Below are 23,854 nucleotides of genomic sequence, written 5' to 3'. Positions count from 1 at the left end.
TGGTGTCTTCGGCGCTCACGGAAGGGGGGACGCGAAATCGGGCCCGACGCCTGACTGAAGGCGCGATGCGATCGCCAGGGCGTGCTGGACGTAGCCGCCGTAACCCTGCGGCCCGGCGGGGACTGTTCGCGCAGTTCCGCCCCTACGCCCAGAGGGCGTGGTGGTACCTCCAGCACTCCTTGACAGCCCCACTCGCCGTAGCCCTGCGGGAGCATTGGTCTCCACCGGCCCGTGGAGGGCTGTTCGCGCAGTTCCGCCCCCTGTGCCCTGCGGGTACGGGGGGACCCCCAGCGCCCCTGATTCGTTGCCCCGTCACTCTCCTGCGGGCCGGAGGTGAAGGTGTTTAGGGGCGCGGGGAACTGCGCGACAAGCCCACCACCGGGCCGCAGAGACCAATGCTCCCGCAGGGGAACGGCGGCTACGTCCAGCGGCGCAGGGGGGCGCGACCCACGATGTGGGCGCCCCGCGGGGTCAGCCGCGGACGCCGCACAGGTGGAGCAGCGCCGCGATGCGGCGGTACGGATCCCGGCGGCCCGCCCGGTCCTCCGCCGCGATCAGCCGCTCCAGCGCCTCGGTCGCGGCGCTGTCGGCCCCGGTCGTCGACCACTCGGAGAAGACCTGCACGCCGTACCAGGCGTGCAGCGGCGCCGCGATCCCCGCCAGCGTGGCGGTCAGGTCCTCCAGCCGGTCCGCGCGCAGCGGCACCCCGCGGCGGTCGGTGTACCCGGCGGCGTCCGGCTCCAGGGCGGAGAGGGTCCGCTCCCAGTCCCCGGCGAGCCCGGGACCCATGGCGAGCGCGTCCGCGTTCCGTACGACGAGGGACAGCAGCCCCCCGGGCGCCAGCATCCGGGCGAGCCCGGCGAGCACCCCCTCCGGCTCCACGGACGCCATCAGGACGCCGTGGCACAGCACCACGTCGAAGCTGCCGGGAGTGAAGTGGACGCCGGTGTCCCGGCCGTCGCCCTCGATCAGCCGGACGCGCTCGCGGATGCCCGCGGGCTCGGTCGACAGCGCCTCCTGGGCGAGTCGGAGCTGCTCGGCGTCGCCCTCCAGGCCGGTGATGGCGTGGCCGGCACGGGCCAGCCGCAGCGCCTGCACGCCCCGGCCCATGCCGACGTCGAGTATCCGCAGCCGCTGCCCGACCGGGTAGCGGGCCACTATCTGCTCGTCGAGCTGGCGGGAGACCAGCTCCTGCCGGACGGCGTCACCCACGTCGGCGAAGGACGCGGGAGGAGCAGAGGGCGCGGCGGGTGCGGCTGAGGCGGCGGACGCGGCCCCACCCGGAACTTCCGGGGCGGTCGCGCCCTGGCCGGTCAGGGCCGTTCTCCGCGCTTGACCTGGGGCTTGGGCAGACGCAGTCGGCGCATCTGGAGCGTGCGCATCAGGGCGTACGCCACCGCGCCGCGCTTGGGCTCGTCGGGGAAGCGCTCGTTGAGCTGCTTCTTCAGGCGGATGCCCAGGCCGATGGAGTCCACGACGATCATCACGATGACGCCGAGCCAGAGCAGCAGCGCGATGCTCTGCAGCTGGCCGATGCGGACCATGCTCAGGATGAGGATGATCACCGCCATCGGGAGGAAGAACTCCGCGATGCAGAAGCGGGAGTCCACGAAGTCGCGGGCGAAGCGGCGGACCGGACCCTTGTCACGGGCTGGCAGGTACCGCTCGTCACCGCTCGCGAGCGCCTCGCGCTGACGGGCCAGCTCGGTGCGCCGGGTCGCCCGCGCACGCTTCATCGCGGCCTTGCGGTCGGTCGGCTGCGTGGCGGCACGACGGCGTTGGCTCTGGGCCTCGCTCCTCTTGGGAGTGGGGCGACCCTTCGGGGCCTCGGGGTCGCGGGGCTGCTGGGAGAGGTCCGCCGGCACCTGGTCGGTGGGGGCCTTCTCTGTCTTCGCACGGCTACGGAACACGAAACCCAAGGGTACGTGGTGGTGCGCGGGGGACCCAATGCCGGAGGGGAACGATCCGGCAACACCGTGCGTCTTCACAGGCGGGACGACCGCGTTCGCCGGACCCGTACGGGGCCGGTCCGGAGGGGTGCCGAGGGGCGACCCTGACGGTCATCTACTCCTTGCGCTGGATCAGGAGCCGTACGCAGTCGTCCTTGGGGAGGAGCGCATCCGTGCTCGAACAGTGCGGTAATGGAAGCAGGGCCCGTACTGTGGGTTCTGTTGGAGTGCTGGAGCCGTAGTCCGTCAGAAGGGGGCGCGCGAAGCCCATGAGCGGTGTGATGAAGCGTATGGGGATGATCTTCCGCGCGAAGGCAAACAAGGCCCTTGACCGGGCCGAGGATCCGCGCGAGACCCTCGATTACTCGTACCAGAAGCAGCTGGAGCTGCTTCAGAAGGTGCGCCGCGGCGTCGCCGACGTGGCGACGTCCCGCAAGCGTCTGGAGCTCCAGCTCAACCAGCTCCAGGGGCAGTCCTCGAAGCTGGAGGACCAGGGCCGCAAGGCGCTGGCGCTCGGCCGTGAGGACCTGGCGCGCGAGGCGCTGTCCCGCCGCGCCGCGCTCCAGCAGCAGGTCACCGACCTGGAGACCCAGCACACGACGCTGCAGGGCGAGGAGGAGAAGCTCACCCTCGCCGCCCAGCGCCTCCAGGCCAAGGTCGACGCCTTCCGCACCAAGAAGGAGACGATCAAGGCCACCTACACCGCCGCCCAGGCGCAGACCCGGATCGGGGAGGCGTTCTCCGGCATCTCGGAGGAGATGGGCGACGTCGGTCTGGCGATCCAGCGGGCCGAGGACAAGACCGCCCAGCTCCAGGCGCGGGCCGGGGCGATCGACGAGCTGCTGGCCTCCGGTGCGCTCGACGACCCGTCCGGGATGGCGAAGGACGACATCGCCGCCGAACTGGACCGCATCTCCGGCGGTACGGACGTGGAGCTGGAGCTCCAGCGGATGAAGGCGGAGCTGGCCGGCGGCTCGGGCTCGTCCCAGCAGGCCATCGAGGGCGGCCAGGGCGCCGCGCAGGACGCCGGGCAGCAAGGCACCAACCGTCCGAACTTCGACAAGCACTGACCTGCGGGCGGGCCCGCGGGCCGGCTGTCACAGGACCGAGCGAGAAGGACTCGTCATGATCGTACGGATCATGGGGGAGGGCCAGGTGAGGCTGGCGGACAGCCACCTCACCGAGCTGAACGAGCTCGACGACGAGCTGATGGCCGAGTTGGAGCAGGGTGACGAAGCCGGGTTCCGGCGCACGTTCACCGCCCTGCTCGACAAGGTCCACGAGCTCGGCGAGCCCTTGCCGGACGCGTCCTTGGAGCCGTCCGAGCTGATCCTGCCCGCGCCGGAAGCCACCTTGGAGGACGTCAGACAGCTCATCGGGGACTGGGGCTTCATCCCCGGCTGAGCCGCCCCGCGGGACGGCGTTCCCGCCCGGCGCCCAGCACACTCCAACACGTCGATCCCCCCGTACCCGAAGAGGGCCGGGGGGATCGGTGCACCCACCGCCCGCCGCCGCGGTCCCGCCCCACCGTCCGGGGGCATCCGCCCCGTCCGCCGACCGCACGTCGTACCGTTGCTTGCCGTGACCTCCCTCGCCACCGGGTTCGCCCGCGCGCAACGCTGGCTCCGCGAGCACCCCCTGGCGCTCGACGCGGCCATCGCCACCCTCGCCCTCGCCTGCATGGTCGTCGGCTCCTTCGCCGAGCCGTACGGCGAGCACGGGCCGACGTTCGGCGCCCGCAGCCCCGGCGCCCGCAGCCTGCTGCTGATGACCCTGGCCGCCGCCGCCCTCGTGTGCCGACGGCGCCAGCCGATGGCGGTGCTGGCGTTCACCGGCCTCCTCAGCCTCATCGAGCTGGTCTTCGGGGAGCCGTCCGCCCCGGTGGCGATGTGCGCGGTGATCGCGCTCTACACCGTCGCCTCCCGCACCGACCGCTCCACCACCTGGCGTGTCGGGCTGCTGACCATGGTCACCCTGTCCGGCGCCGCGATGTTCTTCGGCACGACGCCCTGGTACACCCAGGAGAACGTCGGCGTCTTCGCCTGGACCGGAATGGCCGCCGCGGCCGGTGACGCGGTGCGCAGCCGCCGTGCCTTCGTCAACGCCATCAGGGAGCGCGCCGAACGCGCCGAACGCACCCGCGAGGAGGAGGCCCGGCGCCGGGTCGCCGAGGAGCGGCTGCGGATCGCCCGGGACCTGCACGACGTGGTGGCCCACCACATCGCCCTGGTCAACGTGCAGGCGGGGGTGGCCGCGCACGTCATGGACAAGCGCCCCGACCAGGCGAAGGAAGCACTGGCCCACGTGCGGGAGGCCAGCCGGTCCGCGCTCAGCGAGCTGCGCGCCACCGTCGGCCTGCTGCGGCAGTCCGGCGACCCGGAGGCGCCCACCGAGCCGGCGCCCGGCCTCGACGTGCTCGACGAACTCGTCACCACCTTCCGGCAGGCCGGACTCCCGGTCGAGGTGGCCCGCGCCGACCAGGGCGTGCACCGGCCGGCGGCGGTGGACCTGGCCGCGTACCGCATCATCCAGGAGGCACTGACCAACGTCCGCAAGCACGCGGGCTCGGGGGCCAGCGCGGAGGTCAGCGTCATCCGGGTGGGGACGACCCTGGAGGTCACCGTCATCGACAACGGCTCGCCCGAGGGCGAGGGCCCCGACTGCGTCCACGCCCGGGCGAGCGCCGACGCCCCGGGCCAGGAGGCGGCCCGCGACGGCGGCCACGGCAAGGGCCAGCCCCCCAACGGCCACGACGACCCCGATGCCGGTGACGGGCGCGATCGGGGTGAGGACCGCGGTGGCCACGGCCTCCTCGGCATGCGCGAGCGCGTCACCGCCCTCGGCGGGCGGCTCAGCACCGGCCCCCGCTACGGCGGCGGCTTCCGCGTACAGGCGATACTGCCCCTCACCGCACGCACGGGAGGGGACCGATGACGATCCGCGTCTTGCTCGTCGACGACCAGACGCTGCTGCGCAGCGCGTTCCGCGTCCTGGTGGACTCGGAGCCCGACATGACCGTGGTCGGCGAGGCCGCCGACGGGGCCGAGGGGGTGGCCCTGGCCCGCTCCGAACGCGCCGACGTCGTCCTGATGGACATCCGCATGCCCGGCATGGACGGACTCGCCGCCACCCGGCTGATCAGCGCGGACCCCGAACTGGCCCACGTCCGCGTGGTCATGCTGACGACGTTCGAGGTGGACGAGTACGTCGTCCAGTCGCTGCGCGCCGGGGCCTCCGGCTTCCTCGGCAAGGGCGCCGAGCCCGAGGAGCTGCTGAACGCCATCCGGATCGCCGCCGCCGGTGAGGCGCTGCTGTCGCCGACCGCGACCAAGGGCCTGATCGCCAAGTTCCTCGCCCAGGGCGGCACGGCGGACGACGACCCGGACGCCGAGCCGTACTCGGAGCGCCTCGCAGCGCTGACCGTACGGGAACGGGAGGTGTTGGTGCTGGTCGCGGGCGGCCACTCCAACGACGAGATCGCCGAGCGCCTCGAAGTCAGCCCGCTCACCGTGAAGACCCATGTGAACCGGGCGATGGCCAAGCTCGGCGCCCGCGATCGCGCCCAACTCGTCGTCACCGCCTACGAGTCGGGACTGGTACGCCCAAGGGTGGAGTGACCCCGCCGGGGTACGTACTCCAGCTGCGGTATGCGCGAGATAAAGAAACGGGACCTGGGGGCGACGGGCCCGGCGCGGGGATGGCTGATCGTATAAGCGGGCCACTGACCCCGCCCGCCGGCGATCCAGGTCGCCCTGCGCCGTACGTCCCACCGCGGCGCGCTCCTGCCGCGCATGCCACAGAAGAGAGACGAACCCCATGTCCTGGCTGTCGAAATTCAGCCTGAAACAACGTGCCCTGGTCGGGCTGATGTCGATCGTGGCGATCGTCTTCGGGGCGATCGCCATACCCCAGCTCAAGCAGCAACTGCTGCCCTCCATCGAACTGCCGATGGTCTCGGTGCTCGCCACCTACGAGGGCGCCTCTCCCGACGTGGTGGAGAAGCAGGTCGTCGAGCCCCTGGAGAACTCCATCGAGGCCGTCGACGGCATCAAGGGGATCACCTCCACGGCGAGCGAGGGCAACGCCGTCATCATGGCCAGCTTCGAGTACGGGGACGGCACCAAGCAGCTCGTCGCCGACGTGCAGCAGGCGGTGAACCGGGCCCGCACCCAGCTTCCCGAGGACGTCGACCCGGAGGTGATCGCCGGCTCCACCGACGACATCCCCACCGTCGTCCTCGCCGTCACCTCCGACAAGGACCAGCAGGCGCTCGCCGACCAGTTGGAGCGCACCGTGGTGCCCGCCCTGGACGACATCGAGGGCGTCGGCCAGGTCACCGTCGACGGCGTCCAGGACCTCCAGGTCTCCGTCACCCCCGACGACGCGAAGCTCGTGGCGGCCGGGCTGACCACCGCGGCCCTCGCCGACGCGCTGAGGGCGGGCGGCGCGACCGTGCCGGCCGGCTCCTTCAGCGAGGGCGGCAAGAACCGCACGGTGCGGGTCGGCGCCGGCTACACCGACCTCAAGCAGATCGAGAACCTCAGCGTGGTGCGACCCAAGGGCGGGCCCGTGCGCGTCGGTGACGTCGCGAAGGTGGCGCAGCAGCCGTCCGTCGCGACCTCGCTGACCCGCACCAACGGCAAGCCCAGCCTCGCCGTCTTCGCCACCATGGACAACGACGGCAGCGCCGTCGCGATCTCGGACGCGGTCAAGGACAAGCTGCCGGAGCTGCGCAAGGACCTCGGCAGCGGCGCCGAGGTGACCGTGGTGGCCGACCAGGGCCCGGCGGTCTCCAAGGCCATCTCCGGACTAACCACGGAGGGCGCGCTCGGCCTGCTCTTCGCGGTCGTCGTGATCCTGGTCTTCCTGGCCTCCCTGCGCTCCACCCTCGTCACGGCGGTCTCCATCCCGCTCTCCGTGGTGCTGGCGCTGATCGTGCTGTGGACCCGTGACCTGTCGCTGAACATGCTCACCCTGGGCGCGCTGACCATCGCCATCGGCCGGGTCGTGGACGACTCGATCGTGGTGCTGGAGAACATCAAGCGGCACCTCGGCTACGGCGAGGAGCGGGAGGGCGCGATCATCACCGCGGTCAAGGAGGTCGCGGGCGCGGTCACCGCCTCGACCCTGACCACGGTCGCCGTATTCCTGCCGATCGGGCTGGCCGGCGGCATGATCGGCGAGCTGTTCGGCTCGTTCTCGCTGACGGTCACGGCGGCGCTGCTCGCCTCGCTGCTGGTGTCGCTGACCGTCGTGCCGGTGCTGTCGTTCTGGTTCCTGCGCGCGCCGAAGGACGTGCGCGACCTCGGCCCGGACGAGGCGCGCCGGATCGCGGAGGAGAAGGAGGAGCGCAGCAAGCTCCAGCGCTCGTACATCCCCGTGCTGCGGTTCGCCACCCGCCGTCGGATCACCAGCATCGTCCTCGCGGTCGTCGTCCTCTTCGGCACCTTCGGCATGGCCGGCCTGGTGAAGACGAACTTCTTCGACCAGGGCGAGCAGGAGGTCATGTCGATCAAGCAGGAGCTCCCCGTGGGCGCCAGCCTGGAGGCGTCCGACGCCGCGGCCAAGCAGGTCGAGAAGGTGCTGTCGGGCCTGGACGAGTTGGAGAACTACCAGGTCACCGTGGGCTCATCCGGCTGGATGGCGGCCTTCGGCGGCGGTACGGGCACCAACCAGGCGTCGTACCAGATGACCCTGAAGGACGCCGCGGACTTCGAGGACGTGCGCGACCGCGTCGACGCGGAGCTGGCGAAGCTCAAGGGCATCGGCGACACCACGATCTCGGCGGGCGACGGCTTCGCCAGCCAGGACGTCAGCGTCGTGGTGAAGGCCGCCAACCCGGACACGCTCAAGGAGGCGTCCGAGGCGGTGCGCAAGGAGGTCGCGAAGGTCAAGGACGTCACCGACGTCCAGAGCGACCTCGCGCAGTCCGTGCCGCGGATCTCGGTGACGGCGAAGCCCGCCGCTGCCGCCGCCGGCTTCAACGACGCGACGCTCGCCATGGCCGTCACCCAGGCCGTGCGCGGCACCCCCGCCGCAAAGGCGACCCTGAACGACACCGAGCGCGACGTGGTGATCACCTCCGCCAAGCCCGCCACGACCATGGCGGAGCTGAAGGAGCTCCCGCTCGGCGCGGTCAAGCTGGGCGAGATCGCCGAGGTGCAGCTGGTGCCGGGTCCGGTCTCGATGACCCGCATCGACGGCTCGCGCGCCGCCACCATCTCGGCCAAGCCGACCGGTGACAACACCGGCGCGGTCAGCTCCTCGCTCCAGTCGAAGATCTCCGGCCTGGACCTGCCCGAGGGCGCCACCGCCTCCATCGGCGGGGTCTCCGAGGACCAGGACGAGGCGTTCGTCTCGCTGGGCCTGGCGATGCTCGCGGCGGTCGCGATCGTCTTCATGCTGCTGGTCGCCACCTTCCGGTCGCTGGTGCAGCCGCTGATCCTGCTGGTCTCCATCCCGTTCGCGGCGACCGGTGCGATCGGTCTGCTGGTGATCACCGGCACCCCGATGGGCGTACCGGCCCTGATCGGCATGCTGATGCTGATCGGCATCGTGGTCACCAACGCGATCGTGCTCATCGACCTGATCAACCAGTACCGCGCCCAGGGGCTCGGCGTCGTCGAGTCCGTCATCGAGGGCGGCCGGCACCGGCTGCGGCCGATCCTGATGACCGCACTGGCGACGATCTTCGCGCTGCTGCCGATGGCGCTCGGCGTCACCGGCGAGGGCGGCTTCATCGCCAAGCCGCTGGCGGTCGTGGTGATCGGCGGTCTGATCAGCTCCACGCTGCTCACCCTGCTGCTCGTGCCGACGCTGTACGCGATGGTGGAGCTGCGCAAGGAGCGGCGCCGCAAGAAGAAGGCCGAGAAGCGCGCCCGGAAGTCGGGCGAGCAGGGGCCGGACCGCGGGCCCGCACAGGGCGACGAGGACCTGAGCCTCCAGAAGGCCTGAGCCGCAGCCGTACGACGCCGCCCGCTCCCGGGGAAGGTCCCTGGGGGCGGGCGGCGTGTTGCCGCCCCGAGGCGCCCATGGGTGGGGCTCGACCGGCCTATCAGGCGAAAGTGCCACAAATCGGGGCACTCTTCCGTCACGATGTGACCATGACGGAGTACGTGCTCATCCCCGGTGCCGACGGCCGCGCCTGGTACTGGCACCGTGTCGTGCCGGAGCTGCGGGCCCGGGGGCATGAGGCCATCGCCGTCGACCTCCCGGAGGACAACACCGCCGACCTCGCCGCGTACACGGACGCGGTCATCGACCAACTCGACGCCGCGCCCGGCCGGCTCGTCGTGGTGGCGCAGTCGCTCGCCGGCTTCATCGCGCCCCTGGTGTGCCAGCGCATCCCGGTCGAGCGGCTGATCCTGGTGAACGCGATGGTGCCGGCGCCCGGCGAGAGTCCAGGGGAGTGGTGGGGCAACACGGGACACCCCCAGGCGCGCCGGGCCTCCGCACTGCGCGACGGGCGCGACCCGGACGCGGCCTTCGACCCGCTGGTGGACTTCTTTCACGACGTGCCGCCGGAGATCACCTCCGAAGCGCTGGCGATCGGTCCGCCCGGCGGGCCGTCGGAGGCCCTCTTCACGGACCCGTGGCCGCTGTCCGGCTGGCCCGACGTCCCCACCCGCTTCCTCCAGGGCCGGGACGACCGCTTCTTCCCCCTGGAGTTCCAACGCCGGGTGGTCGCCGAGCGCCTGGGCGTCCCCGTGGAGCCGCTGCCCGGCGGCCATCTCGTCGCCCTCGCCCGCCCCGAGCAGCTCACCGACTGGATCTGCGGCTGACCCTCACCCCGAGGGCGCCTGGACGGAGTTCGCGCCACGGGCCGTGCGGTGCGCCGCGTACCGCTCCGACGCCAGGGCGGCGGCCGAGCACACGGTCATCCCCAGCACCAGCGGCCCCACCGCCTCCGCCCCGGCCAGCCCCATCAGCGGGGCGACCAGCGCACCCAGTGCGCTCTGGGCCGTACCGAGCAGGGCGGACGCCGTGCCGCTCGCGGTCGGGACCCGGGCGAGCGCGAGCGCGGCGGAGTTCGACCCGGTGCACCCCAGCCCCGCGCACACCAGCGCCAGCAGCGGCAGCGCGAGGTGCACCGACAGCGCACCGGCGCCCGCGGCCAGCAGCAGCCCGCAGGACCCGGCGAGCATCAGCCGCAGCCCGGTCCGCAACAGTCCTTCGGGACTCACCCGCCCCACCAGCCGCGCGGCGAGCAGGGAGGAGAGCGTCGCCACCACCGCGCCCGAGGAGAAGGCCGCCGACGAGGCGCCCACGCCCATCCCCAGGACCGACTGGAAGAGGAACGGCGACCCGGCGACGTAGCAGAACAGCGTGCCGTACCCGAAGGCGAACGCACCCGAGTAGCCGAGGTACGGACCGTCGGCGACGGTCGTGCGCAGGGACCGGGCGAACGGCGCGAGCCCGCCCGCGACCCGCCGCCGCGCCGGCAGGCTCTCCGGGACGCCGACGGCCACGCCTACGGTCACGAGCGCCGAGACCGCCGCCAGGACCCAGAAGACGCCGCGCCACCCGGCGGCCCCGATCACCGCCCCGCCCGCGAGCGGTGCGACGACCGGCGCGATGCTGCCCAGGGTGACCAGCAGCGCCAGCAGCCGGGCGGCCCGGGCGCCGCCGGTCACGTCGGTGACCACGGCGCGCCCGACGACGATCCCGGCGGCCCCGCTGAAGCCGGCCGCGAACCGCAGGACGACCAGCCACTCCAGCGTCGGCGCCAGCGCGCACAGCGCGGTCGCTGCGGTGCACGCCACCGCCCCGGCGAGCAGCGGCCCGCGCCGCCCGAAGCGGTCGGAGAGCGGCCCGAACACCAGGTGTCCGAGGGTCATGCCGACCAGGAACGCGGTCAGGGTGAGCTGCACCCCCGACGCGTCGGTGCCCAACTCCTGCGCCATGCGCGGGAAGGCGGGCAGATACATGTCGGTCGACAGCGGACCGATGACGCACAGCAGCGCGAGCGCGCCGGTCAACAGGGGCATGGCAAGGGGCCTCCGCACCAGGAGCCGAGAAATCCGGAGAACCGGAAATAGGGGCGAGGGAGGGGGAGGCGCTCCGGGAGTCCGGAAGAGGCCACCGCGAGCGGAGCGGGGCGCGTACGGCCCCGGTCGGAAACGCCCGGGTGGGAAACGGCGCCGAAGGCGCGGTGCGGCAAACGCTAACCGATCCCCGCGACACGCCGGAAGGGGGCGCCCCGGTCGCATCGACCGGGGCGCCCCCTTCCGTTCAAGACGAGCCCGAGACCCCGACGGGCAGACGGGACTTTGAAGACACGGCCTAGGGCAGTGCGAGCATCCGCTCCAGCGCCAGCTTCGCGTGGCCCTCGGTCTCCGCGTCCACCTGGATGCGGTTGACCAGCTTGCCCTCGGCCAGCGACTCCAGCGTCCACACCAGGTGCGGCAGGTCGATGCGGTTCATCGTCGAGCAGAAGCAGACCGTCTTGTCGAGGAAGACGACCTCCTTGTCCGGGTGGGCGGCGGCGACCCGGCGCACCAGGTTCAGCTCGGTGCCGATCGCCCACTTGGAGCCCGCGGGAGCGGCGTCCAGGGTCTTGATGATGTGCTCGGTGGAGCCGACGTGGTCGGCCGCGGCCACCACCTCGTGCTTGCACTCGGGGTGCACCAGCACGTTCACCCCGGGGATGCGCGCGCGGACGTCCTCGACGGACTCCAGCGAGAAGCGGCCGTGCACCGAGCAGTGCCCCCGCCACAGGATCATCTTGGCCGAGCGCAGCTGCTCGGCGGTCAGCCCGCCGTTCGGCTTGTGCGGGTTGTAGACGACGCAGTCGTCGAGCGACATCCCCATGTCCCGTACGGCGGTGTTCCGTCCGAGGTGCTGGTCGGGCAGGAAGAGCACCTGCTCGCCCTGCTCGAACGCCCACTCCAGCGCACGCCGCGCGTTGGAGGAGGTGCAGATGGTGCCGCCGTGCTTGCCGGTGAACGCCTTGATGTCCGCCGAGGAGTTCATGTACGAGACGGGCACGACCCGGTCGGCTATGCCCGCGTCGGTCAGCACGTCCCAGCACTCGGCGACCTGCTCGGCCGTCGCCATGTCGGCCATCGAGCAGCCGGCGGCCAGGTCGGGGAGCACGACCTTCTGGTCGTCGGAGGTGAGGATGTCGGCGGACTCGGCCATGAAGTGCACGCCGCAGAAGACGATGTACTCGGCCTCGGGGCGGGCCGCGGCGTCCCGGGCCAGCTTGAAGGAGTCGCCGGTGACGTCCGCGAACTGGATGACCTCGTCGCGCTGGTAGTGGTGGCCGAGCACGAAGACCTTGTCGCCGAGCTTCTCCTTGGCGGCGCGTGCGCGCTCCACCAGGTCCGGGTCGGACGGGGACGGCAGCTCGCCGGGACACTCCACGCCGCGCTCGCTCCTCGGGTCGGCCTCCCGACCGAGCAGCAGCAGCGCGAGCGGCGTCGGCTGTACGTCGAGCGTGGTGCTCGCCGCGTCCGTACGGGCTTGGGCGGTGGTCACGTCACACACCCTTTCTCTTTCTGCACAGACCTTTTCGTCTGATTGACGCTATCTATCATATCCGCTTCGCGTCACTTTGACGATGGCCATAGCGTCGATGTGACGCATCCCCGGTTCCGCCCATTGCCCCCTGGCGACGGTGTGCGAGCATGAAGGAAGCAAGTCCGGTCCGGAATGAATCCGCGGCCACGCCGGTTGCAATGTCGGCAAGCAGTCTCCGTACTTCGCCCTGCCCCTGGCGGGGGAACCCATCCCGGGAGTGATGAAGCAGATGTCCGTATCGGACGAGACCCAGACCGTGAGCGACGGCATCCTCCTGTCCGACGCCGCCGCCGCCAAGGTGAAGGCGCTGCTCGACCAGGAGGGCCGGGAAGACCTGGCGCTGCGCGTTGCCGTCCAGCCCGGCGGTTGCTCCGGCCTGCGCTACCAGCTCTTCTTCGACGAGCGTTCCCTCGACGGTGACGTCGTCAAGGAGTTCGACGGCGTGAAGGTCGTCACCGACCGGATGAGCGCTCCCTACCTGGGCGGCGCCTCCATCGACTTCGTCGACACCATCGAGAAGCAGGGCTTCACCATCGACAACCCGAACGCCACGGGTTCCTGCGCCTGCGGCGACTCCTTCAACTGAGCATCCGCCCCAGGGCGTGACGAAGGCGGCGGTCCCTTCCGGGGCCGCCGCCTTCGTCGTACTGCGCGTCAGCCGCGGGGGACCGGCAGCCCGGACGCCTCGTCGACCACCTTGCGGTCGCCGAGCGGGCGCGCGAGCGCGACCTGGGCGGTCTGCTCCTTGGCCACCTGGATGCAGACCCGGCCCGGCTCCTGCGCGCCCGCGGTGACCGAGACCCGTACCTCGTCGCCCTTCTCGACGGCCCGCGCCGTGTACGGGGAGCACACCCCGCCTATGAACGTCACCGTCACCGTCCGCCCGTCGTGGTCCGTACGGTACGACTGCACCAGTGAGGAGCCCTTCGGGTCCTTCGGCGGTTGCTCCACCGGCTCCTGCGACGCCCCCGGGGCCAGGCCCGCCGTCGTCAGGTGCTGCGGCTGGACGGCGACGTACGGCAGCGTGGACACCGGCTTGCGCGCCCCCTCGGGCGCGACGTCGAAGAGCCACGTCGGCACGAGGTCCGCCCCGCCCGGCTGCCGCACCGCGCTCAGCCCCAACACCGCGTCCTGCACCGCCAGCCGTTGCGGCGGTGCGAACTGCGCGGGCGGGCACCCCGCCCTGCCGCCCTTGCCCGCCAACGGCATGGACGTCGCGCAGACGGACACGTCACAGGGGTTCCCGGCGTCGGGCGGCCCCTGCGTCTGCGGCCCGCACTTCCTGCCGTCCTTCGGCACCGGCGCCACGCCGTTCCGCTCGTTCGCCTGCTCCAGCGCGGCAGCGGCCGTCAGCAGCGGATACCGCTCGCCCTTCGCCGGCCTGCTCAGCCAGCCGCTCGCGGACGTCACGCCGCCGTCGGCCCCGACCTCCACGCGGGTCGACCAGCCGTACGTCGGCACTCCGCCGACCAGCGGATCGGCGACCACCGTCCGGCTCGCCCCCAGGGTCTCGCCGGCGTCCACCGCGGCGTCCTGCTGGCCCACGGCCTTGAGCAGCGGCGCCGCGGCGGCCTCCGCCCGCTTCTCGCCGACCGGGTCGATCGTGAGGCCCTGCGGCGGCGCGACGCTCCCCGCGCAGGTCAGGCCCTTGCCGCAGTCGTCGGAGCCCTTGCGCACACCGGCCGCGGAGTACGTCCACTGGCCCGGTGCGGTCAGCTCCACCCGGAGCGGCGCGTTCTCCTCGGCACCGACGAGCCAGGAGTCCGCGGCCTTGCGCGGTGCGTCCGTCAGGCCGAGCGCCCGCGCCAGCGCCGTGACGTCCTGGAGCGTCGGCGCGGTGCGCACCCGGTACGCGGCGGCCTCCGTGGGCCCCTCCGGCAACTCGCCCGCGTCCGCACTCAGCTCCAGCAGACCGCCGACCGCCCCTTCCGTCCCCGGCGGGGGCACCGTCTGGTGCACCGGCAACTTGGGCAGGTCACCGCCGTGCGTCCGGCTCGCCCCTTCCGTACCGCCGCCCCGGCCCGAGTCCGCCGCGACCAGGTACGCGCCGCCGCCCGCGCCGGCCACCAGCACCGCTGCCACCAGTGAGATCAACCAGGGGGAACGCCTGCGCGCCCCCTCGCGCTGCGTGTCGTCTGTGTTGTCCGTGTCGCCCACCGCTTCGCTCCCTGCTCCGTCGAATCCGCCCATGGGACGGAACGGGGGCGGCCCCGGTTCCCACCGGACCCGGCGCGGGCCTCAGTAGTCGAACATCCCCCGGGCCAACCGGGCCGACGCCGCCGGCACCACCACCCCGTGGATGAGGGACGGCGACACGGGCCGGGGAGCGTCCTTCGCGGGCGGTGACCAGTGCGGAGCCATCCGGGCACAGTCGCCGCGCAGCTCGTCCAGGGTGAACTCGGCCTCACGGGTCGCCCGGGAGGCACTCGAAGTCTTCATATCCGCACCGTATGCGCCAAACAGGACCCGACAAAGGTCTACTATCGAGTAGTTTGTACCCTTCGGTCCGCGATCAGAAACGGGTAGCGTTAGGCGTCAACTCCACCCCGCCACAGGAGCGCATACGCCGTGCGAATCGCAGTCACCGGCTCCATCGCAACCGACCACCTGATGACCTTTCCCGGTCGTTTCGCAGACCAGCTCGTTGCTGACCAGTTGCACACGGTCTCCCTCTCCTTCTTGGTCGACACCCTCAACGTGCGCAGGGGCGGTGTCGGCGCGAACATCTGCTTCGGCATGGGCCAGCTGGGCACCCGACCCGTCCTCGTCGGCGCGGCCGGCGCGGACTTCGACGAGTACCGCGCCTGGCTCGACCGCCACGGGGTCGACACGGAGTCCGTACGGATCTCCGAGGTGCTGCACACCGCGCGCTTCGTCTGCACGACGGACTCCGACCACAACCAGATCGGGTCCTTCTACACGGGCGCGATGAGCGAGGCCCGCCTCATCGAACTGAAGTCCGTCGCGGACCGGGTCGGCGGCCTCGACCTCGTCCTCATCGGCGCGGACGACCCCGAGGCGATGCTCCGCCACACCGAGGAGTGCCGCTCCCGCGACATCCCCTTCGCCGCCGACTTCTCCCAGCAGATCGCCCGGATGGGCGGGGACGAGATCCGCATACTGCTCGACGGGGCCGCGTACCTCTTCTCCAACGAGTACGAGAAGGGCCTCATCGAGTCCAAGACCGGCTGGAGCGACGCGGAGATCCTCAGCCGCGTCGGCCACCGCGTCACCACGCTCGGCGCGCGCGGAGTGCGCATCGAGCGGGCCGGCGAGGACCCGATCGAGGTCGGCTGCGCGGAGGAGGAGGCGAAGGTCGACCCCACGGGTGTCGGCGACGCGTTCCGCGCGGGCTTCCTGTCCGGGCTGTCGTGGGGCGTCAGCCTGGAGCGGGCGGCGCAGGTGGGCTGCATGATCGCGACGCTGGTGATCGAGACGCTGGGCACGCAGGAGTACACGCTGCGGCGCGCGCACTTCATGGAGCGCTTCACGAAGGCGTACGGCGACGAAGCGGCCTCCGAGGTCCACAAGCACCTCTGACCCACCGGGGTGCCGGCCCCCTGCCTGCCGGCCGGCACCCCGTGCGCCCCACGGGGTGCCGCGCCCTGGGCCCCGACGTACCCACCGTTCCCCTGCGGATGCCTTGGTCTCCGCGGCCCGGTGGGTGGCTGGTCGCGCAGTGACCAAGGCATCCGCAGGAACACGGCGGGTATGTCACGGGCCCGCATGGGCGCCGCAGCCCAAGTCAGGTCGCGCGGCGGACCACGTACGCGACGCCGCGCTCGCTCGTGCGCTCGCCCACGTACTCCTGGCCCCGCATCCCGCACCACGCCGGGATGTCCAGGCGGGCCGCCTCGTCGTCGGAGAGGACCGTGATCGTCTCGCCGAGCGGGACCCCGTCGATGACCTTGGCGAGTTCGATCACGGGGATCGGGCACCGCTTGCCCAGGGTGTCGAGGACGCGCTCCTCACTCATCGCGGAGACCGGCGACTCGATGCGCGCCCGGGTCGCCGCCACCACCCGCGGCAGCACCTCCAAGAAGCGGTCCACGTCCCCTTCCTCCGTGCCGAACGGCAGCGACACCCGGACGTTGCCCTCGCTCAGCACGCCCATCGCCCGCAGCACATGGCTCGGCGTCAGCGTGCTCGACGTGCACGACGAGCCCGAGGAGACCGCGAAGCCCTCGCGGTCCAGCTCGTGCAGCAGGGTCTCCCCGTCGACGTAGAGACAGGAGAACGTGACCAGGTGCGGCAGCCGGCGCACCGGGTCGCCGACCACCTCGACGTCCGGCACCAGCTCCGGCACGCGGGTGCGGATGCGGTCCACCAGCGCCCGCAGCCGCCGCGCCTCGTCCGCCGCCTCCGCCCGCACCGCGCGGAGCGACGCCGCAGCCGCCACGATCGCGGGGATGTTCTCGAACCCGGCCGACCGCCCCGACTCGCGTTCGTCCGCGGGCTCCTGCGGCGCGAACCGGACCCCCTTGCGCACGGCGAGCAGCCCGACCCCCGCCGGGCCGCCCCACTTGTGCGCGCTCGCCGCCAGCAGGGACCAGTCGCCCTCGACCGGTCCGTACGCCAGGGACTGCGCCGCGTCCACCAGCAGCGGCACCCCGGCGGCCCGGCACACCGAGGCCACCTCCGCCACCGGCTGCTCGGTGCCCGTCTCGTGGTTCGCGGACTGGAGGCAGGCGAGCGCGGCGCCCTCGCGCCCGGGGGCCGGGTGGACCTCCGCCTCGTACCCCGCGGCCGACGCCCGGCCGAGCCGGTCCACGGGCACCTCGGTCGGCGTGAAGCGACCCGCCGCCTGGAGCACGGAGGAGTGCTCCACCGCCGAGACGACGACCCGCTGCCCGACGCGCCGGCGCGCGGCGACCGCGCCGGACACCGCGAGGTGGACCGCGCGCGTCCCCGAAGGAGTGAAGACGAGTTCGTCGGGCCGGCACCCCACCGCCTCCGCCGCGGCCTCCCGCGCCGCGTCGAGGAGGAGTCGGGCCCGTCGCCCCTCCCGGTACAGCCGGGCCGGGTCGGCCCAGCCCTCGTCGAGGGCGGCTTGCAGCGCCTGGCGGGCCACGGGGTGCAGGGGGGCCGAGGAGGCGGCGTCGAAGTAGGGCACGCCCTCAACGTAACCCCACCCCTTCGAGGGGCCGTCAGATGCCCGCCGGAATCCAGCACTCCACGCGCGCCGCTCCCCGTCCCGAGGACGGTCCCGGAGCCCGGTCGCCACCCCCTCCGCACCGCCTGCGACCCGGGGATTTGTGGCCTGGAAGCGGCGGAAATACGGTAAAAAATCCGGGGGATTCCACCCCTTCAGGGGGTGGGACGGCGCGTTGGGCACCCTCCCCGCGCGACCCCAAATAGCGTCCAGTAGGGTTTGGTCCGCATAAACATCCAAACCCCTGCCCGCGTCAGGGCCGGCGACCGACCTGAGAGACGGCCGCACCCCGTCGCGCGGGCCTAAAGACTCTCGGGAAGGCGCTACGTGAGTCCCAACGGCTCCGACCTCCCCCGCAGCCAAGGCGCGGGTGGTACCCCCGTGTCGCGGCGCCCGATGCGGCGGAAGCTGCCGCAGGTGCTGACTGCGGGCCTGATCCTGGTTACCGCCACCGGTTGTGAATACACCTGGGAAGACTTCCCCCGCCTCGGCATGCCGACTCCGGTCACGGAGGAGGCGCCCATCATCCTCTCCCTCTGGCAGGGATCGTGGGCGGCTGCGCTCATCACGGGCGTCCTGGTCTGGGGTCTGATCCTGTGGAGCGTCTTCTTCCACCGGCGCAGCCGGACCAAGGTGGAGATCCCTCGGCAGACCCGGTACAACCTGCCGATCGAGGCGCTGTACACGGTGGTTCCGCTCATCGTCGTCTCAGTGTTCTTCTACTTCACCGCGCGTGATCAGACGAAGATCCTCTCCCTGTCCGACAAGCCCCAGCACACCATCAACGTGGTGGGCTACCAGTGGAGCTGGGGCTTCAACTACATCGCGGACGTCCCCGGCTCGACGGGCGACGCCAAGACGGACAAGAACCTCAAGGCCATCCCGGACAAGTGGCTGAACGACCTGCCCGCGAACGCGGGCGGCGTCTGGGAGGCCGGCATCCCCGGCACCCGCAACCCGGAGACCGGCAACCCGGGTCCGACCCTGGTGCTGCCCAAGGGGGAGAAGGTCCGCTTCGTCCTGACCTCCCGTGACGTGATCCACTCCTTCTGGGTGGTTCCCTTCCTCTTCAAGCAGGACGTCATCCCGGGCCACACCAACGCCTTCGAGGTGACCGCCACGCAGGAGGGCACCTTCCTCGGCAAGTGTGCCGAGCTCTGCGGCGTCGACCACTCCCGGATGCTGTTCAACGTCAAGGTCGTTTCTCCCGAGGAGTACCAGAAGTACCTGAAGGACCTTGCGGACAAGGGCCAGACCGGATACATCCCGGCGGGCATCGAGCAGTCGACCCCGGCCAAGAACGCGGAGAAGAAGCAACTGTGAGCATCCTCAACCAACCCCAGGGTGCCGCCGCGACGGACGACTCGTACGAGAACGAGCTGCCGGTCCGGCGCAAGCAGCCCGGCAACGTCGTGGTGAAGTGGCTGACGACCACCGACCACAAGACGATCGGTACGCTCTACCTGATCACGTCCTTCGTGTTCTTCGTCATCGGCGGCCTCATGGCGCTCTTCATGCGCGCCGAGCTGGCCCGGCCGGGTACGCAGATCATGTCGAACGAGCAGTTCAACCAGGCGTTCACGATGCACGGCACGATCATGCTGCTGATGTTCGCGACGCCGCTGTTCGCCGGATTCGCCAACTGGATCATGCCGCTGCAGATCGGCGCGCCCGACGTGGCGTTCCCGCGGCTGAACATGTTCGCGTACTGGCTGTACCTCTTCGGCTCGCTCATCGCCGTCGCCGGCTTCCTCACTCCGCAGGGCGCCGCCGACTTCGGTTGGTTCGCCTACTCCCCGCTGTCCGACGCGGTCCGCTCCCCGGGCGTCGGCGCCGACATGTGGATCATGGGTCTGGCCCTGTCCGGCTTCGGTACGATCCTGGGCTCGGTCAACTTCATCACCACCATCATCTGCATGCGCGCGCCCGGCATGACGATGTTCCGGATGCCGATCTTCACCTGGAACGTCCTGCTCACCGGTGTGCTGGTGCTGCTCGCCTTCCCGGTGCTCGCCGCCGCGCTCTTCGCGCTGGAGGCCGACCGGAAGTTCGGGGCGCACATCTTCGACGCGGCCAACGGTGGCGCACTGCTGTGGCAACACCTCTTCTGGTTCTTCGGCCATCCAGAGGTGTACATCATCGCCCTGCCGTTCTTCGGCATCGTCTCGGAGATCATCCCGGTCTTCTCCCGCAAGCCGATGTTCGGCTACATGGGCCTGGTCGCCGCGACGATCGCCATCGCCGGCCTGTCGGTGACGGTGTGGGCGCACCACATGTACGTGACGGGCGGCGTCCTCCTACCGTTCTTCTCGTTCATGACCTTCCTGATCGCGGTACCGACCGGTGTGAAGTTCTTCAACTGGATCGGCACCATGTGGAAGGGCTCGCTGTCCTTCGAGACACCGATGCTCTGGACCATCGGCTTCCTGATCACCTTCACCTTCGGTGGTCTGACCGGTGTCATCCTGGCCTCGCCGCCGCTGGACTTCCACGTCTCCGACTCGTACTTCGTCGTCGCGCACTTCCACTACGTCGTCTTCGGCACCGTGGTCTTCGCGATGTTCGCCGGCTTCCACTTCTGGTGGCCGAAGTTCACGGGCAAGATGCTGGACGAGCGCCTGGGCAAGATCACCTTCTGGACGCTCTTCCTCGGCTTCCACGGCACCTTCCTGGTGCAGCACTGGCTCGGTGCCGAGGGCATGCCGCGTCGTTACGCGGACTACCTGGCGGCCGACGGCTTCACCGCCCTGAACACGATCTCGACGATCAGCTCCTTCGTCCTCGGCGCGTCGCTCCTGCCGTTCTTCTACAACGTCTGGAAGACCGCCAAGTACGGCAAGAAGATCGAGGTCGACGACCCGTGGGGCTACGGTCGTTCGCTCGAATGGGCGACATCGTGCCCGCCGCCGCGGCACAACTTCCTCACCCTGCCGCGCATCCGTTCCGAATCGCCGGCGTTCGACCTCCACCACCCGGAGATCGCTGCCCTCGACCACCTGGACGACCACGCCGTCCTCACCACCGGGAAGGAGGCCGGCAAGTGAAGATCCAGGGAAGGATGTTCATCTGGCTCGCCGTCTTCATCCTCGCCGTAGCCATCCTCTACGGCGTGTGGTCGAAGGAGCCGGCCGGTACCACCGCGCTCTTCCTGGCCTTCGGCCTGAGCATCATGGTCGGCTACTACTTGGCCTTCACGGCCAAGCGGGTCGACGCGATGGCCCAGGACGACAAGGAGGCCGACGTCGCCGACGAGGCCGGCGAGCTGGGCTTCTTCGCCCCGCACAGCTGGCAGCCGCTCTTCCTGGGGATCGGCGGCGCGCTCGCCTTCCTCTCGGTGGCGGTCGGCTGGTGGCTGATGTACTTCTCCGCCCCGATCATCCTCATGGGCATCTGGGGCTGGGTCTTCGAGTACTACCGCGGTGAGAACCAGAACCAGTAGCGGCGGACACCGCCAGGGCGTGTCGTCGTCCTGTCAACGGCACGCGCCGGGCCCGGGCCCCCCTTTCACCCAGGGGGACCCGGGCCCGCCCCTTTTGTACGTACTCAGCGCGCCCTTCCGAAGTGATCTTCATACCGTGGTCGGTATGAACCAGACGCCGCGCTTCCGCACCGTCCTCCGGTGCTCCCTGTTGCTCGTCTCCCTCGGGGCCGTCGCGATCGCGTGCAGCGAGGCCGGCCCCGACCCGATGACGACGAAGCCGTTCGACGCGGCCAAGCAGGTCACGTTCAACACGCCCCGGGGCGGCGCCAAGGCCGACCCCGACAAGCCCCTGGAAGTCACCGTCAAGCGGGACGAGGGGCGGATCATGGACGTCTCCGTGGTCGACGCCACCGGACACCACCTCGCGGGCGAACTCTCCGCCGACGGCGTGCGCTGGCGCTCCACCGGCGCCCTGTCCGCCGGCGCCAAGTACACCGCCAGGGTCTCCACGGAGGACGCCGAGGGCTCCCCGGGCACTCGTACGCTCGCCTTCGCCACCTCCGCGGCCAAGCGGGAGCTGAGCGTGGAGTTCGGCCCGGAGGAGGGCGAGTACGGCGTCGGACAGCCGATCATCGCGGAGCTGAGCTCCCCGGTCGAGGGCAAGGCCGCCCGGGCCGCCGTCGAGCGCGGCCTCAAGGTCGACCTCAAGCCAGGCGCCGAGGGCGCCTGGCACTGGCTCAACGACGACGTGCTGCACTACCGGCCCAAGGAGTTCTGGCCCGCCGGTGCCAAGGTCACCGTGAGCAACAACCTCCAGGGCGTGAAGATCGCCGACAAGCTCTACGGCGGCGCCCCCGGCAAGCCGCTGAAGATGACCATCGGCGACCGCATGGAGGCCATCACGGACGCCTCGTCGCACTGGATGACGGTGCTGCGCAACGGCGAGGTGATCAACACCATCCCGATCACCACCGGCAAGCCGGGCTTCTCCACCCGCAACGGCATCAAGGTGGTGCTCGGCCAGGAATACTTCGTACGCATGCGCGGATCCAGCGTCGGCATCGGCGGCTCCGAGGCGTACAACCTGCCCGTGTACTACGCCACCCGGGTGACCTGGAGCGGCGAGTACGTGCACGCCGCGCCCTGGTCCCTCAGCGACCACGGCAGCCGCAACGTCAGCCACGGCTGCACCGGGATGTCCACCGCCAACGCCGCCTGGTTCTACGAGACGTTCAAGGAGGGCGACATCGTCGAGGTCATCAACAGCATCGGCGAGGACATGGACCCCTTCGGCAACGGCTACGGCGACTGGAACCTGGACTGGGCGGAATGGCGCGAAGGCAGCGCCCTGGTGGCCGACACCCGCCCCGACGGCAGCAGCCGCGCCGACGCCGCCCGACTGCGACCCCAGGTCTGACGCCGGCACCCGGCGCACAAGCCGTGGGGGTCGGTACGGGCGGCGCACACCGCCCGTACCGACCCCCGTACGGATCACGCGCCGGCAAGGCGCTCAAACGGCTCTCAGGCGTCCACGGACAGCCTGGAGCGCAGCAGTGCGGCGAGCGCCCGGGCGAACTCCACCGGCTCCACCGGCAGCGTCACGGCGGCCTCCGCACGGCTCCAGGTGGCGAGCCAGGCGTCCTGCGGGCGCCCCATCAGCAGCAGCACCGGCGGGCAGTTGAAGACCTCGTCCTTGATCTGTCGGCACACGCCCATGCCGCCGGCGGGGACGGTCTCCCCGTCCAGGACGCAGACGTCGACGCCCCCCTCGTCGAGCCGGGCGAGCACGGCTGGCAGGGTGGCGCACTCGACGAACTCCACCGGTGGCAGATCGGCGGCGGGCCGGCGCCCGGCGGCCAGCCGCACCTGCTCGCGGGTGTTGGCGTCATCGCTGTAGACCAGCACGGTGGCGGTCGGCTGCATCGTTCCTCCGCGTCGTCGAACCGGGGTGTGGGCCGGGTGGGCCGGGTACCGATGGGGCGGATGCTACTCCGTCCGACTGCCGGTCAACACCGGTTCGAACGGTGCCCCGACGGTGCGGGGCCGCTGCTCGGGGCGGGCTGACACACCGAACGGCACCCCCCGGAGTGAGGGCGGGATAAGCGACCGACATAATGTCGGTCGTGGCGACAGCAACGACAGTAGATATCGGGCATGCGCACCCGCCGGTCAATCGACCGAACCTCACGAGCGTCGGAACCATCATCTGGCTGAGTTCCGAGCTGATGTTCTTCGCGGCCCTCTTCGCGATGTACTTCACCTTGCGTTCGGTGAAGGGTGCAAGCTTCTGGACCGAGAAGGCAGACCTTCTCAACTTTCCCTTCTCGGCGACGAACACCACGATCCTGGTGCTCTCCTCGCTCACCTGTCAGCTCGGCGTTTTCGCTGCCGAGCGCGGTGACGTGAAGAAGCTGCGGACGTGGTTCATCGTCACCTTCATCATGGGCGCGATCTTCATCGGCGGCCAGGTGTACGAGTACACCGAGCTGGTCCAGCACGGTCTCTCGCTGAGCTCCGACCCGTACGGTTCGGTGTTCTACCTGACGACCGGCTTCCACGGACTGCACGTGCTCGGCGGCCTCATCGCCTTCCTGCTGGTCCTGGGCCGCACCTACGCGGCCCGGCGGTTCACCCACGAGCAGGCGACCTCCGCCATCGTCGTGTCCTACTACTGGCACTTCGTCGATGTCGTCTGGATCGGCCTCTTCCTCACGATCTACATGATCAAGTAATGGGGCGGGCGCCAACCGCCGCCTGACGAACACAGACGCTGCCAAGGCAGACACAGTCCAGAAGCACGACGCAGAAAAT

At 71.0% G+C, this 23,854-nt stretch carries 21 protein-coding genes; 13 read left to right on the top strand and 8 right to left on the bottom strand.

The annotated features are described in order from the left end of the window. Positions 1 to 471: 471 nt before the first annotated feature. Both AB0E05_RS20305 and AB0E05_RS20300 read right to left on the bottom strand, forming a co-directional pair. A complete protein-coding gene (locus tag AB0E05_RS20305) occupies positions 472 to 1,212 on the bottom strand; it encodes a methyltransferase domain-containing protein (RefSeq protein ID WP_361965315.1) in 741 nt (246 codons plus the stop codon). Positions 1,213 to 1,313: 101 nt separating this feature from the next. Beyond that, positions 1,314 to 1,910, bottom strand: a complete 597-nt coding sequence (locus AB0E05_RS20300; RefSeq protein ID WP_361965313.1) for a DUF3043 domain-containing protein — start codon at positions 1,908 to 1,910, stop codon at positions 1,314 to 1,316. Positions 1,911 to 2,218: 308 nt separating this feature from the next. Here AB0E05_RS20300 and AB0E05_RS20295 point away from each other — a divergent pair, with 308 nt between their 5' ends. From AB0E05_RS20295 to AB0E05_RS20270, 6 genes are all read left to right on the top strand, one after another. Further along, on the top strand, positions 2,219 to 3,019 hold the full coding sequence (locus AB0E05_RS20295; protein ID WP_361965311.1) for a PspA/IM30 family protein: 801 nt from the start codon (positions 2,219 to 2,221) through the stop codon (positions 3,017 to 3,019). Between the two features lie 55 nt (positions 3,020 to 3,074). Beyond that, complete coding sequence (locus AB0E05_RS20290; RefSeq protein WP_361965309.1) at positions 3,075 to 3,353, top strand: hypothetical protein; 279 nt, start codon at positions 3,075 to 3,077, stop codon at positions 3,351 to 3,353. A 177-nt stretch (positions 3,354 to 3,530) separates the two neighbouring features. Next, entirely contained in the window at positions 3,531 to 4,883 is a 1,353-nt protein-coding gene (locus AB0E05_RS20285) for a histidine kinase (RefSeq protein WP_361965307.1), read from the top strand. After that, positions 4,880 to 5,566, top strand: coding sequence for a response regulator transcription factor (locus tag AB0E05_RS20280; RefSeq protein ID WP_361965305.1), 687 nt, complete (start codon positions 4,880 to 4,882; stop codon positions 5,564 to 5,566). The genes AB0E05_RS20285 and AB0E05_RS20280 overlap by 4 nt, the downstream gene beginning before the upstream one ends. 199 nt (positions 5,567 to 5,765) lie before the next feature. Next, on the top strand, positions 5,766 to 8,903 hold the full coding sequence (locus AB0E05_RS20275; protein ID WP_361965303.1) for an efflux RND transporter permease subunit: 3,138 nt from the start codon (positions 5,766 to 5,768) through the stop codon (positions 8,901 to 8,903). Positions 8,904 to 9,052: 149 nt separating this feature from the next. After that, positions 9,053 to 9,730 carry an alpha/beta hydrolase gene (locus AB0E05_RS20270; RefSeq protein ID WP_361965301.1) on the top strand — a complete coding sequence of 226 codons (678 nt, stop codon included), beginning with the start codon at positions 9,053 to 9,055 and terminating at the stop codon, positions 9,728 to 9,730. Between the two features lie 3 nt (positions 9,731 to 9,733). Here the strand turns inward: AB0E05_RS20270 and AB0E05_RS20265 are convergent, their stop codons facing one another. Together AB0E05_RS20265 and nadA are read right to left on the bottom strand one after the other, a co-directional pair. Then, positions 9,734 to 10,936: a multidrug effflux MFS transporter gene (locus AB0E05_RS20265; RefSeq protein WP_361965299.1), complete on the bottom strand. Its 1,203-nt coding sequence runs from the start codon at positions 10,934 to 10,936 to the stop codon at positions 9,734 to 9,736. A gap of 295 nt (positions 10,937 to 11,231) precedes the next feature. Further along, entirely contained in the window at positions 11,232 to 12,428 is a 1,197-nt protein-coding gene (nadA, locus tag AB0E05_RS20260) for a quinolinate synthase NadA (RefSeq protein ID WP_361965297.1), read from the bottom strand. Positions 12,429 to 12,699: 271 nt separating this feature from the next. Here nadA and AB0E05_RS20255 point away from each other — a divergent pair, with 271 nt between their 5' ends. Continuing rightward, positions 12,700 to 13,056, top strand: coding sequence for an iron-sulfur cluster assembly accessory protein (locus tag AB0E05_RS20255; RefSeq protein ID WP_361965295.1), 357 nt, complete (start codon positions 12,700 to 12,702; stop codon positions 13,054 to 13,056). A 68-nt stretch (positions 13,057 to 13,124) separates the two neighbouring features. On the opposite strand, the gene AB0E05_RS20250 is transcribed toward AB0E05_RS20255, so the two are convergent. Both AB0E05_RS20250 and AB0E05_RS20245 read right to left on the bottom strand, forming a co-directional pair. Continuing rightward, positions 13,125 to 14,627: a hypothetical protein gene (locus AB0E05_RS20250; RefSeq protein WP_361965293.1), complete on the bottom strand. Its 1,503-nt coding sequence runs from the start codon at positions 14,625 to 14,627 to the stop codon at positions 13,125 to 13,127. An 81-nt stretch (positions 14,628 to 14,708) separates the two neighbouring features. Continuing rightward, positions 14,709 to 14,909: a hypothetical protein gene (locus AB0E05_RS20245; RefSeq protein ID WP_361965291.1), complete on the bottom strand. Its 201-nt coding sequence runs from the start codon at positions 14,907 to 14,909 to the stop codon at positions 14,709 to 14,711. Positions 14,910 to 15,038: 129 nt separating this feature from the next. On the opposite strand from AB0E05_RS20245, the gene AB0E05_RS20240 reads away from it, so the two are divergent. Further along, complete coding sequence (locus tag AB0E05_RS20240) at positions 15,039 to 16,010, top strand: carbohydrate kinase family protein (RefSeq protein WP_361965289.1); 972 nt, start codon at positions 15,039 to 15,041, stop codon at positions 16,008 to 16,010. A 205-nt stretch (positions 16,011 to 16,215) separates the two neighbouring features. Here AB0E05_RS20240 and AB0E05_RS20235 read toward each other — a convergent pair whose 3' ends face one another. After that, the gene (locus tag AB0E05_RS20235) at positions 16,216 to 17,583 is read right to left on the bottom strand and encodes an aminotransferase class V-fold PLP-dependent enzyme (protein WP_361965287.1); all 1,368 of its coding nucleotides are present in this window, start codon (positions 17,581 to 17,583) and stop codon (positions 16,216 to 16,218) included. Between the two features lie 435 nt (positions 17,584 to 18,018). On the opposite strand from AB0E05_RS20235, the gene coxB reads away from it, so the two are divergent. From coxB to AB0E05_RS20215, 4 genes are all read left to right on the top strand, one after another. Next, positions 18,019 to 18,945: a cytochrome c oxidase subunit II gene (gene coxB, locus AB0E05_RS20230; protein WP_361965478.1), complete on the top strand. Its 927-nt coding sequence runs from the start codon at positions 18,019 to 18,021 to the stop codon at positions 18,943 to 18,945. Next, positions 18,942 to 20,666, top strand: coding sequence for a cytochrome c oxidase subunit I (gene ctaD / locus AB0E05_RS20225; protein WP_361542562.1), 1,725 nt, complete (start codon positions 18,942 to 18,944; stop codon positions 20,664 to 20,666). Before coxB ends, ctaD begins: the two co-directional genes overlap by 4 nt. Continuing rightward, positions 20,663 to 21,061 carry a cytochrome c oxidase subunit 4 gene (locus AB0E05_RS20220; RefSeq protein ID WP_361965285.1) on the top strand — a complete coding sequence of 133 codons (399 nt, stop codon included), beginning with the start codon at positions 20,663 to 20,665 and terminating at the stop codon, positions 21,059 to 21,061. The genes ctaD and AB0E05_RS20220 overlap by 4 nt, the downstream gene beginning before the upstream one ends. A 145-nt stretch (positions 21,062 to 21,206) precedes the next feature. Further along, positions 21,207 to 22,460 (top strand): Ig-like domain-containing protein, encoded by a 1,254-nt coding sequence (locus AB0E05_RS20215; RefSeq protein WP_361965283.1) that lies wholly within the window; start codon positions 21,207 to 21,209, stop codon positions 22,458 to 22,460. 104 nt (positions 22,461 to 22,564) lie between these two features. Here AB0E05_RS20215 and AB0E05_RS20210 read toward each other — a convergent pair whose 3' ends face one another. Beyond that, complete coding sequence (locus AB0E05_RS20210; protein ID WP_361965281.1) at positions 22,565 to 22,966, bottom strand: hypothetical protein; 402 nt, start codon at positions 22,964 to 22,966, stop codon at positions 22,565 to 22,567. Positions 22,967 to 23,157: 191 nt separating this feature from the next. Between AB0E05_RS20210 and AB0E05_RS20205 the strand changes: the two genes are divergently transcribed. Then, positions 23,158 to 23,775 carry a heme-copper oxidase subunit III gene (locus tag AB0E05_RS20205; protein ID WP_361965279.1) on the top strand — a complete coding sequence of 206 codons (618 nt, stop codon included), beginning with the start codon at positions 23,158 to 23,160 and terminating at the stop codon, positions 23,773 to 23,775. The last annotated feature ends 79 nt before the right edge of the window (positions 23,776 to 23,854 follow it).

Origin of the sequence: Streptomyces sp. NPDC048057 (assembly GCF_040653095.1) — a bacterium.
Lineage (GTDB): Bacteria > Actinomycetota > Actinomycetes > Streptomycetales > Streptomycetaceae > Streptomyces.
The sequence above is the reverse complement of the archived record's forward strand: the minus strand, read 5'-3'. Positions and strand labels throughout refer to the sequence as shown.